Source organism: Mesorhizobium sp. LNHC209A00 (genome assembly GCF_000502915.1).
GTDB lineage: Bacteria > Pseudomonadota > Alphaproteobacteria > Rhizobiales > Rhizobiaceae > Mesorhizobium.
The window spans coordinates 167,605-185,099 of the sequence record NZ_AYWT01000006.1 but is presented as its reverse complement, the minus strand read 5'-3'; the positions used below and the strand labels follow the sequence as shown (position 1 = coordinate 185,099).

Genomic DNA, 17,495 nt, shown 5'->3' with positions numbered 1-17,495 from the left:
AAGAGCCGATGGATAGGCTTATGGAGGTATGGCAATACGGCAAAAGGATAGTGCGCTCAACGTCGTCGCCGTCTCCTACTCCCATTGCCACGCTTGCCGGCCAGGCGTCGTTTCCCGAAAAGTCAGGCATCGGCGCCGCGCCCGGAACCGGGACATTATCGCGGGTCGCCAGCCCAGGAAACTATGACATGCATGCCGATGCGCGGGGAGCCAGCCATATGAAGGAAACGCAGGGCCGCGGCCGGCTCGGGCGGGCTTGACGACAGATGCAGATCTCGCCTGCCGGTCTCGTTGTCTGCGCGGCGGTGCTGCTGCTGGCCTACTACTACCGGGCGCCTCTGATCGTAGGGCTTATCGCATCGCTGGCTTTCGGCTCAACGGCCCTGATGACGCTCAGTTCGCTGGGCGGATCGTCGCCGCTTATCTACACCTTCTTCGGCGCTCTTCTGCTGATGGGGGTCGCCGCCAGGAGGCGGATCTGGCAGGACCTCGGCGATGTGTTCGGCAAGATCCGGCCCGTATGGGTTCTCATTGGTCTTATGTTTTATGCGGCGGCCGGAGCGTGGCTTTTCCCACGCCTGTTCGCGGGACAGACCAGCGCGTTCGTCCAATCCACCACGCGCCACGGCGTCGTAGTAGAGGCCTCGCTCGGGCCGGTCTCGTCCAACATCTCGCAAACCGGATATTTCATTCTTGGCGGCCTCACGGCCATCGCCCTTTGCGTTCTGCTCCTCAACAAGGACAGGACAGACGAGATCCGGCGCGGTTTTTTCGTCTGGTGCGTCCTCCATGTGACCATGGGACTGCTCGATTTGGCGAGCAAGTTCGCGGGAGCCGGGGACCTTCTGCTGGTGATCCGGACCGCCAGCTACGCGATGCTCACGGACCAGATCCAGTCGGGTTTCTTCCGCCTTGCCGGAGCGTATTCCGAAGCATCGGCCTTCGGCGGCGCGTCCCTGGCGTGCCTGTCGTTTTGCTACGTCTACTGGCGCAAGACAGGCTCTCGGCTGGCCAGCTGGCTGTCGGCGGCCATGCTGCTGCTGCTGCTGCTTTCCACGTCGTCGACGGCATATGTCGGCTTGGCCGCGCTGAGCCTTCCCGTTGCCTTTTCCCTCGCACGTTCGTTTCTGGCCGGTCGTGTCACTGCCGATGAAATCCTGATCGTCGCGCTCCTGACGATCGGGGTCTGCGCGGTGATGGCGATCATCGTCTACGATGAACGGATCCTCGATCCGGTCATCGACCTCATCGACTCGACCATCATCAGCAAGGGCAGCACGGACTCCGGTCACGAACGGACTTACTGGAACGTCAAGAGCCTCCAGTCCTTCGCCGACACCAGCGGCCTGGGCGTCGGGTTCGGCAGCTCGCGCGCTTCCAGCTGGCCGATTGCCGTCGTCTCGCAGCTCGGCTTCGTCGGCAGCCTGATGATGGCGACGCTCCTGGGCGTGCTGATCCGTGGACTGGGAGGACTGAGGCCCTACGTCGATCGCGAAACGGATGCGGTGGTATCGTCCGTCCGGGCATGCGCCCTGGCAGGAATCGTCGCCGCCTCCATTTCGGGCGGGAGCGCGGATCCCGGCATCGTTTTCTTCATCGCACTCGCCGTCGTCGCCTCAGCCAGGGCGCTCGCCCGCAGGAACAGGCATGCCCGCGAACGGTCGTTGCAGGGATACCAATCCCCGGAACTGATCGATGATCCGGCTGTCGCCAGACATGCGGCGATATCCGGGCAGTGGCCGCCCGCGTCCGGCTGGGAGAATCCCATCGACCGCGAATTCATCGGCCTTTCTGACATTACCGGCTTCCTGAAGCTGTACGCGCGCTCCATCACGGGTTGCCTGGCGGCAGGCATCCTCGCGGCGGGGTTCTACGTCGTGACCACGGACCCGACCTACACGGCGAGCACCCAGATCCTCATCGAGCCGAACCTCCCCAAGCTGCTCCAGCAGCAGCCGCGCGAAGCCAACGTGTCCCTGGATACAGCGCAGATCGAAAGTCGGATCGCCCTCATGAGGTCGGAAAGGACCGCGATGATGGTCATCGACTCACTCAACCTGCGGGACGACGCGACGTTCAATCGGCCGCAAAGTCTTACCTTGGCCGAACGATTTGACCAATTCGGCGCGCTTGTGCTGAAAACGCTGGGCTTGCGGACAAGAGCGGCTGCCGGTGGGTCTGAATCCGCCGGCGATGGACAACCGCTTTCGGGCAGCGCCGACGGCACGGCGTCCGAGATCGCGGAATTCAGGCGCACCCGCCATACGATGCAGGCCTTTCAGAACGGACTCGACATCCGTCAGCTGGGTGGCTCCTACGCGATCGAAATCTCCTTCAGTTCCCACGACCCCGAATTGTCGGCCAGGGTAGCCAACGCCATCGCGAACGCCCTCGTGCTCGAACAGCTAGGGACCAAGGGAGCGGTGGCCCATGAGGATGGCGCGTGGCTCGATAAACGTCTCGAGGAATTGCGGAGCCAAATGAACAACGCCACGCAGATCGCCCAGGAGTTCCGCGCCCGGCACGACTACAGCGTCGGCAGACCGTCGGGCGACGCGGCGGTCCAGGACAAGGCGATGGAGAATGCGGGCGGCGAGATGCATGAGTCTACGCTCGAAGAACTCGATCTTACCGCGGACATCTACCGCAAGATGTACCGCGACTTCTTGCAGGCGCACACCAGTTCGCTCAACCAGGAAACATATCCGATTGCCGACCTGCGGGTAATCACGCCTGCTTCGCCATCGCCGTCAGCCAGCCATCCGCGACGTTCGCTGATGCTGGCTTTCGGCGCTCTCTTCGGAATCATGGTCGGAGTGGCCCAAGCCTTCATCCGGAACATGTTCGACAAGACCATTCGTTCGCCGCGGCAAGTCCGTGAGGGGCTTGGGCTGGAATGCATGGGCGAGTTGCCGCCGTTCGGACGGAGAGGACGTGGCGGCCGAACGGACGAGGTGACGAATTCTCCATATTCGCCCCTCAGCCACAGCCTCAGACGGGTCAAGACCGCGATCAGCCTCGCCGGCGGCGCCCGTCCCATGAAATGGCTGGGCATCACATCGACGGCGGAGGACGAGGACAAATGCTTGACGGCGATCAACCTCGCTTCGCTCTACTCGATGTCCGGCAAGCGCGTGCTGCTCCTCGATGCGAACTCCTCTCGTCCGGATCTGACCAGGATGCTGCTGACGGCTTTGCCTGCCGCTGGCGAGCGGGCGGCAGGCCCCATCACGTCGAGCATAGTGTCTGTGCCGAACCGGAAGTTCGATCTGCTTCCATGCTTGTCTTCGAGCGCCGGTGAACTGCTTGTCCCGCAGGCGATGCACGGCGCCCTCGCCGAATTGCAATCGTACGATATTGTCATCGTGGTCCTCCCCTCGTTCGCTTCGGGATCTTCCAAATTGGCGGTCAACCCGGTTCTCGATGGCATCATCCTGGTCGCCGGATGGGGCAGAACCTCCATGGACGTGCTGAAGGACCTCGTGCGGTCGATGCGTGCGGGCAGGGCACCGATAGCCGGCGTGTTGATCACCGGGGCTCCCGCAGGGTCTCGAAAGCATCTCGCCGCCTAGGGATTGCCCTCGGCAAGCCGGCTTTTCCTGCGCGAACTACCACTCTTGTTGCGTGGATCGGCAATGCGGCTAGGAGCCCATTCGTAGGGCTTAGGGATTTCGTCTTCGTGCGGCTACTCCTTTTGCATTTCTTGCGGGCGGGCCCCGCTTGCTGGGAAAGTCCCTTGACATGCACCATCCGTCGACCAACCATATCGGGACGATAAGGGTGTCTGTCCTTGACTCCTGTCGGTGGCTGACAGGAAAGGGGTCTCGATGTGACCGCTTCGCTCGCGTGATAACAAGCACGACAGTAAATGCGCGGCAGACAGGAAAAATGCCAAGATAGATGGCACATTCCGCCAAGAGAAGATGGAAGTTACGATTTCTGTACGCTGCGATGATTTCTGTTTTCATCGCAGTGGTGGGTGGATTTGTATTATACAATAATATGCATAAGCCCGAAGATGAGGCGAAAAGTACAAAGATATGGCATTCACTAACCTGGAGAGTCCAGCTCTATACGCGTAAGGTGTTTGGGGGAGTTCCGGACTTGTCCTGGTCGGAGCTTCTTCAGATGACGAACCCTTCGAGCGGGTTCGTTTTGACCACGACGGTGACGGAAGGGCGCTCCCTGGATGCCGCCGTCAGCAATCCTTTTGTCAGTGCGGAGGATCGCGCCAGCGGCGCCGATATATTTCGCAGGAACTGCGCGGCCTGCCACGATGGATCGGGGACACACGCTCCGCTTCTCGACCGGCCACTCAGACACGGCGACAGCGACCTGGCCATCTACAAGGTCGTGCGCGACGGTATTCCCGCAACCTCCATGGCGTCCCACGCCGATCTGCCGTTCGACGACCGTTGGAAGGTCGTAAGCTATATCAGATCGCTCCAGGCCAGGACTTCGGCCACGAGCGACGACAACGCGCCCCATCTTGATATCCGCGTGAAGGGCGACGATCTGATTGCTCCGAATTCGGGCCAATGGTTGACCTATTCGGGTTCGCTGGACGGTCGGCGCTATTCGCCGCTCTCCGAAATCACAAAGGACAATGTGCCCCGGCTTCGTGTCCGCTGGATCAGCCAGCTCGACACCGATGACCGTGTTCTAGAGGCGACGCCGCTTGTCATCGGCGGAGCGCTCTTCACCAGCGTGCCTCCTGCCGGCATCGTTGCCTTCGACACCATATCGGGCAAGGTGATCTGGAAGTACGACAGGCCTTTGCCCGATAATCTGCCGATGTGCTGCGGCAGGGTAAACAGAGGCGTTGCCGTTCTCGGCAGCACGCTCTTCCTGGGCACTTTGGACGGCGTCCTCGTCGCGGTGGATGCCAACACGGGCAAGGAGGTGTGGGAAACCCAGGTAGCCAAGCCCTCCGAAGGTCTCACGATGACCGGGGCGCCTCTGGCCACAAGCAATGCCGTCGTGGTCGGCGTTGCCGGCGGCGAGTTCGGCATTCGCGGATTTCTGGCGGCCTACGATCCCGCGAGCGGCAAGCAGCTGTGGAAATTCAACACCATCCCCGGTCCTGGCGAACCGGGGCACGAGACGTGGAAGAACGACGCCTGGCAAACCGGCGGCGGCCCGACATGGGTGACGGGTAGCTACGATCCATCGCTCGATCTCGTGTACTGGGGCGTGGGCAACCCGGGCCCGGACTATAATGGCGACGTACGCCCCGGCGACAACCTGTACACCAATAGCGCGGTCGCGCTGCATGCGGACACCGGCAAGCTCGCATGGCACTTCCAGTTCACGCCCCATGACGAACACGACTGGGACTCCAACCAGACGCCTATCCTTACCGATCTCACCATCAACGGCGTCAAACGCAAGGTGATTTGCTGGGCAAACAGGAACGGATTCTACTATGTGCTCGACAGGGTCACCGGGGAATTCCTGACCGGCGTAAACTTCGTGGAGCAGAATTGGGCCGATGGCCTGGATCACGCGGGGCGGCCGGTCCTGTCGGCGGGCGCTTCGACCCAGGGGCGCCTCATACGGCCGGGCGGCGGAGGAACGAACTGGCAAAATCCGGCCTTCGACCAAGGCCGAGGGCTGGTCTTCGTGCCGACGACCGAAGGGGCATCGATTTTTACGAAAACCGATCCGGACAATGTCCAACGAGGGGAGGGGGGGCTGTTTGTCGCAAGCGGGGCCGCGTGGGTTTCTCCGCCGGTGCGGGCCGTGCGTGCGCTCGATGCTGCGACTGGCGAGAGGAAATGGGAATTCCGCTCCCCCACGGCAAAGGACTCAGGTTACGGCGGCCTGCTGGCGACCGCCGGCGGGCTGGTGTTCGGCGCCTCCGGAGGGGTGCTGTTCGCGCTCGACTCCGCCTCCGGCCAGGAGCTTTGGCGCGTGCCGCTTGGCGGAGAGACGAGAGCCGCTCCGATCTCGTTCACCGTGGACGGCCGGCAGGCCATCGCGATCGAGGCCGGCCGCGCGCTGTTCGTCTTCGGACCGTAGGACTCGAGCTCCAAAAACACGGTTTCGGCGGTCCCTGAGACAACATCCGAAAGGATTAGGCGCGCACCAACCGAATGACCTATTCGGCGGCAGGGCCTCGTCCAACAGGGCATTCCGACCGCCTATTGGCGTTCTCGCCCAGCTCTTTGAGCCTCGGTAGGCTCTGCACCATCACTATCTGCTTGAGGAAGATGCGCGATGAAAGTCATGGTAACCGGCCATCAAGGCTATATCGGATCCGTGATGGTGCCGATGCTGCTTCGTGCCGGGCATTCGGTGATGGGCTATGACAGCGATCTCTACCGGCGCTGCACCTTTGCCGCTGGGGGCGAGCGGGCTTCAATTCCATCCATCCAAAAGGATGTCAGGGACGTGCATGCGCGCGACCTCGAAGGGTTCGATGCCGTCATCCACCTTGCGGCCCTTTCCAATGACCCGCTGTCCGACCTTGATCCGGACATCACCTACGAAATCAACCATAAGGGCAGCGTCCGCTTTGCGAAGGCGGCCAAGGACGCCGGCGTGTCGCGCTTCCTGTTCGCCTCGTCGTGCAGCAATTACGGACAGGCAGGCGACGGGATGGTCGATGAAACTGGCGAACTGAATCCGGTCACGCCCTATGGTTGGTCGAAGGTCCTTTCAGAACGGGATATTTCCGAACTGGCCAGCAGCAGCTTTTCTCCCACCTATTTCCGCCCCGCCACGGCCTATGGGCTCTCGCCGCGGCTCCGTTTCGACATCGTATTGAACAATCTGGTCGCGTGGGCGGTCACCAAAGGCGTCATCCTCCTGAAGTCCGATGGAACACCGTGGCGACCGATTGTCCATATCGAGGACATTTCCAGGGCATTCATTGCCGGGCTGGAGGCGCCCCGCGAGGCCATTCACAATCAAGCCTTTAACGTGGGACGAACCGACCACAATTACAGGATCCGGGACATCGCCGAGATCGTCGCCGAGATCGTGCCCGATTGCCGGCTTGAACTCGCGCCCGACGCCGGGCCCGACAAACGCTCCTATCGGGTCAACTTCGACAAGATCGCGCTTGCCCTGCCTGCCTTCAGGCCACAATGGGATGCGCGCAAGGGTGCCGAGCAACTCTACCAGGCATACCGGAAGTCGAATGTCACGCTGGAGGAATTCGAGGGGCCGCGCTTCCAGCGCATCGGTCACATCAGGCATCTGTTGACCAGCGGACTTCTGGACGAGCGGATGCGGGTTGCTGGAGTATCCAAGCCATTGGAGGAGGCGCTCGGATAAGCTGGATGGAACACCTGAACCCCGCCGGGATCGGCCCGCCGGCAACCGGAGTCGGTCACGAAATTTATGCCCTGGCCGAACGTCTGTTTCCTATCTGCCGGAGCATCACCGGAAACGGCGTGCGAGCAACGCTGGATGTCCTTTCGCAGCATATCGAGCTGCAACGGCACGAAGTGCCCACCGGGACGCAGCTGTTCGACTGGACCGTTCCAAAGGAATGGAACATACGCTCTGCAACCATCACAGGCCCGGACGGACAGACGGTCCTCGATTTTGCGGATTCCAACCTGCACGTCGTCAACTACAGCTTGCCGTTCAAGGGCATCCTGCCGCTCGCCGAGCTGAGGCCGCACATTCATACTCTGCCCGAACAGCCGCAGCTGATCCCCTACCGCACCAGCTATTACGCCCCGACCTGGGGCTTCTGCGCAGCCCATGTGCGTGTGGCCGACCTGCCCGACGGTTTCTACCGTGTGGAGATCGACGCCGAGCTCGAGGACGGCACTCTCACATACGGCGAATACTTGCACCGCGGTCAGACCGAGCGGGAATTCCTCCTCTCGGCGCACATTTGCCATCCCTCACTTGCCAACGACAACTGTTCGGGCTTGGCGCTGCTGGCAATGCTGGCGAGAAGTCTTAAGGCAAGGAAGACACGATACAGCTACCGCTTCCTATTCGCTCCCGGCACGATCGGCGCGCTCGCGTGGTTGTCGCGCAACGAGGACCGTACATGTCTCATCGACCACGGTCTCGTGCTGTCATGCGTTGGTGATTCAGGAGACCCGGCATACAAGCGCAGCCGCCGTGGGGACGCCTTTATTGACCGAGCCATGTCCCACGTGCTGGGGCGTCGAGCCGGGGCAAAGCTGATGGATTTCTCCCCCTACGGTTATGACGAACGGCAATATTGTTCGCCGGGCTTCAATCTTCCGGTCGGCATGTTCCAGCGAAGCGTCCACGGCACATTTCCCGAATACCACACCTCGGCCGACAATCTTGACTTCATCAGGCCAGAGCATCTCGAGGATTCCTTCCGCATCTTGATGGAGGTGATCGACATTGTCGAAGAGGACTGGACGCCGTTGAACCGCTTGCCCAAGGGCGAGCCGCAGCTCGGCAAACGCGGCCTTTATGCAGCCGTGGGAGGGCAGAAGTCGTCGGGCGCGACGTCGATGTCCCTGCTTTGGGTGCTGAACCTCGCCGACGGGCAGCATTCGCTTCTGGCCATGGCGGAGCGCTCGAACCTGCCCTTCAAGGAACTGGCCGCCGCTGCCAAACTGCTGTTAGAACATGAGCTCCTGGTAGCCTTATGAGGCCGTTGCGGTTCGCCGTCTGATAAGGGGCCAGCTTTTGTCCCTTTCCGACATGGCCGTCGGCATCAAGGGCCATCCGATGGACAAGGTGGGGTCATTGTAATGAACGCCGGTCGAAGCGTTGGGCGTATAGAACTGTGATATGAGATACGAGACCTCGGTGCCGTCGGTTAGGGTCTGGAGGCCGTGGGCGAACCCGGCAGGGATATAGAGCTGCTTCATGTTTTCGGAAGTCAGCTCGAAACCGAGCCATTTGTAGCGCGTCGACGAATTCGGGCGCAGGTCCACGACGACATCAAAAATCGCGCCGCGGACACAGGAGACCAGCTTGACCTCTGCGTAAGGCTCCTCCTGGTAGTGCAGCCCCCTAAGAGTTCCCTTTTTGATCGAATGAGCCCGGCTGTGCTGGACAAAGCGCGTCGCCAGACCACAATCGGCCATCTCCTTCTCACAGAAAAGGCGGGTGAAAGAACCACGGTCGTCAAGCATGGGAGTAGGCTCGATTACCCAGACCCCTTGAAGCTCGGTTTCGGTAAACTGCATGGGTTGACTCCCCGGCGCCGAGTGAGACTGCCGCCTCAATTGTCAGCGTCGCCAGCCCACGCTGTAAGGGCTACCTAAGCCTTAGCTGGCCTCTCCGATAGCGGTACGTGCGGACGACAGCTGACTACCCGTTCGGCGAGCCTGGTATCGGCATCGCCGCCGCCGGCTCGCTATAAGGATTAATGCACCCGACGGATTGGCAAATCGAACCGGAGAGGGCCGGATCCTAACCTGTCATCTGTCTACGGAGGCGCGGCAGACATGGGTTCTGCGTAGCGCCTGCGTCTCCGTTAGACGGCGGATAGGAGCGGGGAAATGAACATTCAGCCCATCGAAACCGTTCGCGGTCACAATGCGGCAAGCCGGAATGTCGGTTGCAGGCTCTGCGGGTCGCGCCTGCGCCACACATTGGTCGATCTAGGCATGTCTCCACCTTGCGAAAGCTTCCTGCAGGCCGAGCAGCTTGACCAAATGGAAGCTTACTATCCTCTCAACGTGCTTGTCTGCGACACCTGCTACCTGGTGCAGCTCAAGGAGTATCTGAGCCCCGAGACCATTTTCAGCGAATATGCCTACTTCTCTTCGTTCTCCTCCAGCTGGGTGGCTCATTCGAAAGTGTATTGCGAGGCCATCACCAGACGGCTTGGACTTGGCCGTGACAGTCTTGCGGTCGAGCTCGCTAGCAACGATGGTTACCTGCTGCAGCACTTTCTGCCGCTGGGCGTTCCTGTACTGGGCGTCGAACCGGCAGCCAATGTTGCGCGCGCCGCGATCGAGAAAGGTGTACCCACCCGGGTCGACTTCTTCGGGGTTCGGTTGGCAAGTCAGATGATGAGCGAAGGACATTGCGCCGACCTCATCATTGGCAACAACGTCCTGGCGCAGGTGCCGGACCTCAATGACTTCGTCGCCGGGATGAAAATCCTGCTCAAACCTCAGGGGGTGGTCACGCTCGAGTTTCCACATATCGAGCGGCTGATGGCGGAGAATCAGTTCGACACCATTTATCATGAGCACTTTTCATATTTCTCGCTGCTGACGATCGAACTGATGGCGGCGCGCCACGGATTGCGGCTGATCGACGTCGAGGAGTTGCCCACCCACGGCGGCTCGCTGCGTGTCTATCTCGCCCATGAGGGCAGTCGCTGGGGCGTGGATGACAGCGTGGGCAAACTTCTCGCCCGAGAAAAACGCCACGGGCTGACGGAGATGATTACCTATGCCTCCTTCGGTCACAAAGCGCAGCGTGCCAAGCGCGACCTCTTGGCGTTCCTTATCTCGGCCAAGAACGAAGGGAAGAAGATTTGTGGCTACGGCGCTCCAGGTAAGGGCAACACGCTGCTCAATTACTGCGCCATCGGCACCGACTTCCTCGACTTCACGGTCGACCGTAATCCTTACAAGCATGGTCGCTTCACACCGGGGATGCATATCCCGATCAAATCCGTCGAGGCCATCGACGAAGCCCGGCCAGATTACATCCTCATCCTTCCGTGGAACCTGAAGGACGAGATCATCGAACAGATGCGCCATGTCGCCTCCTGGGGTGCAAGGTTTGTGGTCCCAATTCCTTTTGTGGCGGTGATCGATCCATCGGAGTTAGGCAGATGAAAGTTGTCCTCTTCTGCGGCGGTCGCGGAACCCGGATCCGCGACTATTCCGACAGTATACCCAAGCCGATGATCCCGCTTGGCCACCAGCCGATCCTGCGCCACGTGATGCAGTGGTACAGCGACTATGGACATGATGAATTCGTCTTGTGCCTGGGCTACAAAGCCAATGTCATCAAGGATTTCTTCCTCAACACACGGCCGCAGACCTTTTCCGATTGCGTGGTCACGCAGGGAGGTCAAGACGTGAAACTGCTCGGCGACCAGGTCAAGGACTGGAGCATTACCCTGCTTGATACCGGGGTCTGGCGCAATATCGGCGAACGCCTCTGGGCGGCAAGGGACCAGGTAAAGAACGAGAAGATGTTCCTGGCCAACTACTCCGATGGTCTGACCAACGTCGATCTCGACGACGTGGTGGCGAAATTCGAAGCCAGCGGCAAGATCGGTTGTTTTCTCGCGGTGCGCGCACCACTGACATACCATTTGGCCGATATCGCGGAAGACGGTCGCGTGCGTGAGTTCCGCACAACCGATACCTCGGAGATCTGGATCAACGGCGGCTACTTCCTGTTCCGCCCGCAAATCTTCGACTATATGCGCGATGGCGAGGAGCTCGTTCTGGAACCTTTCAGGCGACTGATCGACGACAACATGCTCATGGCGTACAAACATGATGGCTTCTGGCGATCGATGGATACGCTGCGCGATTGGCAATCGCTCGAAGACATGGTCGAACGGGGCGACATGCCCTGGAATAGAAAGGTTACCGCCGAAAAAACCAGACGCGGTCTGGTAATGGCCGCTTCGTGAGAGGGCTTGGCCTCGCACGTGGCGGGGAGGAACTCTCGATCCTCTGCCTTGGCGCCCATTCGGATGACATCGAGATCGGCGCCGGCGGCACTATCCTTGGTCTGATCGCGTCGGGGGTGAAACTGGACGTCCACTGGTGTGTGCTGAGCGCCGGCGGCCAGCGGTCGGTCGAGGCCCGCGCTTCGGCCGAGGCGTTCCTGAAAGGATCGAAGTCGTCCGTAATCGACATCGCGGATTTCGAAGACAGCTATTTCCCGGCCCATAGCCGGGCGATAAAGCAGCGGTTGATAGATGTAAGATCTCGCGTCCATCCCGACCTGGTGCTGACCCATGCTAGGTTCGATGCCCATCAAGACCACAGGGAGGTCAATCAACTGACCTGGAATGTCTTTCGCGATCATCTTGTGATCGAATACGAGATTCCCAAATGGGATGGCGATCTTTGCCAGCCAAATGCCTACGTGCCGCTCTCTGCCGCAGTGCTGGAACGCAAGATCGAGCTACTGCAACAGCACTTCGGCACGCAGCGCTCCAAGGACTGGTTCGACCGCGACACATTCGCGGGGCTGGCGAGATTGCGCGGGATGGAGTGCAGGGCGCCGGACCATTTCGCCGAAGCGTTTACACTCAGAAAAGCCAGACTTCTTTAGCGGATTTCCGTCCCGATTTGCTTGAGGGCTTGTCTGAGCCAAGGGGGCACATGGATCCTGGGGAAGACTTCGGGTCGGGCTTTTCCTTCAGGAGCCATCCTCGACGTGGTTGGCGATCTTCGCACGACACTTTCGGGACACCACGCTGTGCCAGATCGGGGTTACCGGCTCATGAAGTGGATACGAGCCCGCGGGTTTCTGATTGCCGTTTGGTCTTACTGCTCGCTGGCCGAGGGTTCTGTGAGACCGCCGGTATCGGGGCCTGTGCATCGCCATTGTTGAAGCGACGAAACACGATCTGCGAGGGGCGGCCAACCAAAAATTGGCTTGCTCCCGAATCCAGGGCCTTCGCGTACACGCCCAGAGCACCATCGACGGCGTCTATGGTTTTCATGACCGCCGCGTCGTCGTGCGTGTAGCTGACAACGAGAGATGGCATCAGCACACCACGCTTGATCGTCTCCTGCAGGAACAGGGAACGGTATGTCTGTGAGGGCTTGCCGTCCTGGTCGAGCGTGGCGTAGGCGAGACAACTGGGACGGCCGACAACTTTGAAGTGCCGATCCAGTCCATGGCGTCTGGAAACCTCCGTGATACCTTCCTTCAATTTCGTTCCCTGATGGTGCAGGTGTTCGATAACGGGCTGGTCCCGATAGACCCCTACGGTCGCGATCGCCGCGGCAAGCGCGTGGGTTTCCGCGCCATGCGTAGTCGACAGCAGAAACACACGGGGGCGATCCGTATGCTCGAGCCCACCCAGCCGCATATATTCGCGTTTGCCTGCCAGGGCAGAAATCGAAAAACCATTGCCAAGAGCCTTGCCGAACGTCGACAAGTCCGGTTCGATGCCATAGAGCCTTTGTGCTCCCGCTGCATGCCATCTGAACCCGGTGATCATTTCATCGAGAATGAACAGCGCGCCATTTTCCCGGCAAAGACGCTGGACATTATGCAGGAAGCCGTCGGCCGGATCGTCGCCACGGGAAGGTTCCAGGATCAGAGCGGCCACCTTACTCGGGTGCTTGTCGAACAATGCCTTGACACTAGCGATGTCGTTGTACCGGAAGGTGAGGGTCAGGTTTTGAACCGCTTCTGGAATTCCCGCATTCATCGGTGTGGTACCGATGAACCAGTCGTCTGTCGAAAAGAAAGGGTGGTCGGCGCAGCACGCGACGAGATCGCGACCCGTGTAGGCGCGGGCAAGGCGGACGGCGCCTGACGTCGCGTCCGATCCGTCCTTGCAGAATTTTACCATCTGCGCGCCGACGAGTTCAAGGAAGGTTTCGGCGCAGTCAATTTCGATCCTTGCGGGGCGCGTGAAGTTGGCTCCGCCGGCAAGCGCCGCCTCCACCGCCCTGAGCACCGTTGGGTATGCATGCCCCAGCCCGACGGAACGGTTGCCCATGCCGTATTCGATGTATTGGTTTCCGTCGACATCCCAGACGTGGCACCCCAGACCACGTTCGATAAAGCCCGGCGCGAGAATGGGATACTGATCCTCGCCTTTCGCGTAGGTGTGGCTGCCGCCTGGGATCAGCTCACGGCCACGTTCTTGAAGGCGTCCCGATTTGCGAAAACAGAGGCTTTGCTCAGGCATGCGGACTGCTCCAGTTCGACAGAAAGTCTAGATGTCTGAGCCTGGATTTTCGCGTTCTCCATAAGGTCACCGGTTTAGCACTTATGGTGGATAGAAGGCGCGATTGTGCGGTCTTGTGCGGCAAACGCGCCAACTGACAAGCAGCATCAAGGCGCAAGCGAATGAGTTGGCGCAGCGTTTCCCCATGCCGGGAGCAGCTAATCCAGCGTAGGTTGCTTGAACTAGGCTCAACGCTGGAAGCTGGGGGAACAATTTGGCGTGCGCGAAAACGCGCTGAGGAGCATTGCGCCGCGGCTGTTGCTAAGTACGATCCCTCACCCGGACATCCCGGAAATTCCAGGCGATCCTGCCAAATAGCGGTCCCTCACGTGATCACGCCATTCCCGGGAAGGAACCTTATGGTAAACAGCTAGCAGCGGTCGATTCCCCCGGGATGTAGCCGCTCAGAATGAAGCCCGCCCGGGTCGCTACCGTGGCGGGCTTTTCGTTGACCGCGACCCGCTTGGTGCGTTCGCTACATAAGACCGCGATCGTACATTGAGGGAAGGCGGCGGATTGCGATCACCGTTCAGCCGCAGTTCCTTCCGCGAAGAGATCATTGACCTTGTATGCGACTTCCGTGCGGTTGGTCGCCTTGAGCTTTTTCATGATGTTGCGGATGTGCACCTTCACCGTGCTTTCGCGCAGGTTCAGTTCAAAGGCGATGATCTTGTTGGCCTTGCCGCGTCGGAGCGCCTGCGCGACCTCAGCCTGCCTGAGCGTGAACATGCCGGTCAAAGGCGCATCACGGCTGCCTGAATCTATCAGGTGCCGCATAGACAGAACGCTACTTGCCGGAACGAAGATGCCTCCCGCTGCCGCAAGATTGATTGCCTCGACACAGACATCGATCCCTACAGAGGTTGGAATGTAGCCACGCGCGCCACATTCGAGAGCCGTCAATATCTGTGCGAGGTCTTCGGTGTCCGCCAAAATCACTACGGGGACCGACTTGAACTCGCACGAAATTCGCCTGATCTGGTCCGCGATACCCTGGTCGGTGACTTTCCGGCCGCCCAGATTGAAGAGAATGGCTGCAAGGGTCATTCCCTCTTTGGCGCGCCATTCGGCAATCGATCCCATGGCCTCGACGGCCATGCCGAGATCGTGGTCTTCCAGAGCCGATGCGAGACATTCGCGGTCGAGCGCCCTTCCGTCCAGGATGAGCAGACATTCCCTGCCTGCTCGTTGCACCATTCCCGCTCCGCCCGCCGGGATTTCTGCCTGATCTGCCGAAGTATGTTTATGCAGTTCTACTGTGGAGCCCATACTCTTACCCACCCTTTTTCCACGCGATCCGCCCTGCGGCGGCCCAATTAGCCCCTCACTCTTCAGTTCTTCAGAAATTGAAAAATAGCGCCCACCGTTTTGGGAGCTTCAGCTGGAATTTGCCCAGCCTTGCACCCACTGCTGTTCCCTGTTCCCAATCCCAACCAGAACAACCTGAGCTTATGGGCTATTTATCAGCCAGCGCTAACTTAGATTAACATTTGGTTAAATTTTTGAATCAGCGAAAAACACTAACGGCTAGCGCCGCCGCAGGCGCTACCGTTTTGGGTAAACATGCGAGCTGGCCAGTCGATGTTGTGGAGCGTCTGAGTATCGCAGGACATCGCAACGCTCTGAAGGTGAACCATCCGAAGACGGCTGGCCTGGGCGGTCCTCACCCATAGGCGTAGCCGAGGACTGCTTGCCCCGCCGGCAGTCAAAAGCCATGTATCTCCAAAGCATCGGGGGAGTGCATAGGCGCCGGCACTGTCATCTAAGCGCCTGCTTCGCGCAAAGGACCGCGTAGGGCATCTCCCTGGCGCTCCTTGGACGCTGTGGCAAATGCCAGCTCGTTTGGTTGGGAAGGGCAAGGCAAATCCGCCAGCATCCCTTGCGGACATGAGGGTCCGAAGCAGCACACGGTGCCGCCGCACTTACACCGACAGAGCTACGCTATGTACAGCTCGGGCTCAGGCGGTCCCCTGGGGATCATTCTCGGTCAGCCAAGATGCGTCCAGAACAGGTCCGGCATTCTGGACATCGGCTTCGAAGGCGTCGATCAACCTCTTGGCGGCTTTGCTGGCGATATGACTCTCAGGGTAGGTGGCCTTCACGGCCCGTGCACACTCGTAAACCTCCTTGAGTTTCCTAACCTGCTTGAGCCCTAACGCGCGATATACTCCCTGGCTGGTCATATCGCCTCTCCTCCCTATCGTGGAATTCTCCGCTGCCCGGCCTACTATGCGTCAGCCTGACAGTGGGTTTCCTGGCTGAAATCAAAAACTGCCGTGCGACTGTAGTAAGATCGTCGGCTTCCCGGGTCGAGGCGTTCTTTAGGGGGCCCGCCGGAACCTAGGCTTAGCCATTCGCGGGAGGGTATGACCCGTTTCCCGCTCCTTTCGCACACCTGTTTTGTTCTCGCTTGATGATCAGGTGCGTGTTTGGTCGTAAGCTCATAAACGCTACAGACTTGTCGCAGCTTGTCGACGGTCGGCTCACGCGGTCATGGTTGCTCGATGGACCATGCCCACTTGGCTTTCCTTCGTGATGAGGTGACCGCCGTCGATCTGAAGGCACTTTTCCACCAATCTTACGGGTTCACGACCAAGTGCAACTTTGATGGGACACTCGATCATTCCGCCCGCAGCTCTGTTGAGCGCACCATCACCTTGATCATCAAGGCCACGGAAGCGACATGGGGACGAGCATTCGCGCGCTCCTCCCTTCGCCGGTGGAAGGCTACCCCCTTTGACTCTCTTGCCTGGGACATCCAGCTGTCGAAAGATCAGCGATCGGACAGCTCGCTGTATCCGCGTCACAGGGTCAAACCAAGCGGGAACTTGTCGGCATGCAGGTGTCTCTGCCGGGATTGCTAATATGCGCGGCTATTTTGGTCACGTCCTACTATTCAAGGGGCATGCTGATCATCGGCTTGATCGTTTCCCAGGCTTTCGGCGCGACCGCGGTCATGACACTGACCTTTCTGGGTGGGTCATCTCCGTTGATCTATACTATGTTCGCGGCCTTGCTTGTCACGGCCGTCGCCGCAAGACGCCGTATCTGGCTTGATCTTGGACTCGTGTTCGGAAGCATCCGGCCGGTCTGGATTCTGACAAGCCTCATGGTTTACGCAATCATCGGATCATGGCTGTTTCCGAGGTTCTTTGCGGGACAGACCGCCGTATTCGTGCAGTCCAAGACCCGCGGCATAGTCATAGAAGATTCTTTGGCGCCGGTTTCCGGCAACATTTCTCAGACCGGCTATTTCGTTCTTGGTGGACTCGCCGCTATAGCGCTTTGCTCCCTGCTGCTGCACTCCGACCGGATCGAGCAGGTCCGGCGTGGTTTCTTCTTGTGGTGCGGCCTCCACGCGGGGATGGGAGTCTTCGATTTCATCAGCAAGAACGTGGGCGCGGGAGACCTGCTGGCCCCGATCAGAACCGCCAACTACGCGATCATATCGAACGCGACGGAGGCAGGATTCGTGCGGATCACCGGGCCTTTTTCGGAGGCCTCTTCATTCGCCAGCGTTTCGCTCGCCTGCCTGGCATTCTGCTACAGCTACTGGAGAAGACGAAATCACCGCTGGCCAAATGGCTGTCTGCCATCCTGCTCTTCCTGTCCATTCTGTCGACTTCATCGACCGCTTACGTAGGGC

General features: G+C 59.9%; 12 protein-coding genes. 8 read left to right on the top strand and 4 right to left on the bottom strand.

Going from position 1 to position 17,495, the window contains the following annotated elements; genetic code table 11:
* The first annotated feature begins 266 nt into the window (after positions 1-266).
* The 4 genes from X739_RS1000000170560 (at position 267) to X739_RS149110 (ending at position 8,597) form a co-directional block, all read left to right on the top strand.
* The gene (locus X739_RS1000000170560) at positions 267-3,572 is read left to right on the top strand and encodes a Wzz/FepE/Etk N-terminal domain-containing protein (RefSeq protein ID WP_084056331.1); all 3,306 of its coding nucleotides are present in this window, start codon (positions 267-269) and stop codon (positions 3,570-3,572) included.
* 328 nt (positions 3,573-3,900) lie between these two features.
* Positions 3,901-6,021: a PQQ-binding-like beta-propeller repeat protein gene (locus X739_RS0134490; protein WP_084056329.1), complete on the top strand. Its 2,121-nt coding sequence runs from the start codon at positions 3,901-3,903 to the stop codon at positions 6,019-6,021.
* A 198-nt stretch (positions 6,022-6,219) separates the two neighbouring features.
* A complete protein-coding gene (locus X739_RS149105) occupies positions 6,220-7,281 on the top strand; it encodes an NAD(P)-dependent oxidoreductase (RefSeq protein WP_023781624.1) in 1,062 nt (353 codons plus the stop codon).
* A 5-nt stretch (positions 7,282-7,286) separates the two neighbouring features.
* On the top strand, positions 7,287-8,597 hold the full coding sequence (locus tag X739_RS149110) for a DUF4910 domain-containing protein (protein ID WP_023794937.1): 1,311 nt from the start codon (positions 7,287-7,289) through the stop codon (positions 8,595-8,597).
* Here the strand turns inward: X739_RS149110 and rfbC are convergent.
* On the bottom strand, positions 8,592-9,140 hold the full coding sequence (rfbC, locus tag X739_RS149115; protein ID WP_023774757.1) for a dTDP-4-dehydrorhamnose 3,5-epimerase: 549 nt from the start codon (positions 9,138-9,140) through the stop codon (positions 8,592-8,594). The two genes, X739_RS149110 and rfbC, sit on opposite strands and share 6 nt — an antisense overlap.
* 315 nt (positions 9,141-9,455) lie before the next feature.
* Between rfbC and X739_RS149120 the strand changes: the two genes are divergently transcribed.
* The 3 genes from X739_RS149120 to X739_RS149130 are packed head-to-tail and all read left to right on the top strand — an operon-like array spanning position 9,456 to position 12,213.
* Entirely contained in the window at positions 9,456-10,751 is a 1,296-nt protein-coding gene (locus X739_RS149120; RefSeq protein ID WP_023794936.1) for a class I SAM-dependent methyltransferase, read from the top strand.
* Positions 10,748-11,563 (top strand): sugar phosphate nucleotidyltransferase, encoded by an 816-nt coding sequence (locus tag X739_RS149125; protein WP_023774755.1) that lies wholly within the window; start codon positions 10,748-10,750, stop codon positions 11,561-11,563. Before X739_RS149120 ends, X739_RS149125 begins: the two co-directional genes overlap by 4 nt.
* Positions 11,560-12,213 carry a PIG-L deacetylase family protein gene (locus X739_RS149130; RefSeq protein WP_023794935.1) on the top strand — a complete coding sequence of 218 codons (654 nt, stop codon included), beginning with the start codon at positions 11,560-11,562 and terminating at the stop codon, positions 12,211-12,213. Before X739_RS149125 ends, X739_RS149130 begins: the two co-directional genes overlap by 4 nt.
* Before the next feature lie 169 nt (positions 12,214-12,382).
* On the opposite strand, the gene X739_RS149135 is transcribed toward X739_RS149130, so the two are convergent.
* The 3 genes from X739_RS149135 to X739_RS149140 all read right to left on the bottom strand — a co-directional run bounded on the left by X739_RS149135 (position 12,383) and on the right by X739_RS149140 (position 16,032).
* Positions 12,383-13,810, bottom strand: coding sequence for a glutamate-1-semialdehyde 2,1-aminomutase (locus X739_RS149135; RefSeq protein WP_023794934.1), 1,428 nt, complete (start codon positions 13,808-13,810; stop codon positions 12,383-12,385).
* Positions 13,811-14,371: 561 nt separating this feature from the next.
* The gene (locus X739_RS0134485) at positions 14,372-15,046 is read right to left on the bottom strand and encodes a response regulator transcription factor (protein WP_023774752.1); all 675 of its coding nucleotides are present in this window, start codon (positions 15,044-15,046) and stop codon (positions 14,372-14,374) included.
* A 761-nt stretch (positions 15,047-15,807) separates the two neighbouring features.
* Complete coding sequence (locus X739_RS149140) at positions 15,808-16,032, bottom strand: hypothetical protein (protein WP_023774751.1); 225 nt, start codon at positions 16,030-16,032, stop codon at positions 15,808-15,810.
* 653 nt (positions 16,033-16,685) lie between these two features.
* Here X739_RS149140 and X739_RS1000000169975 point away from each other — a divergent pair.
* Positions 16,686-17,492, top strand: coding sequence for a hypothetical protein (locus X739_RS1000000169975; RefSeq protein ID WP_198026148.1), 807 nt, complete (start codon positions 16,686-16,688; stop codon positions 17,490-17,492).
* The last annotated feature ends 3 nt before the right edge of the window (positions 17,493-17,495 follow it).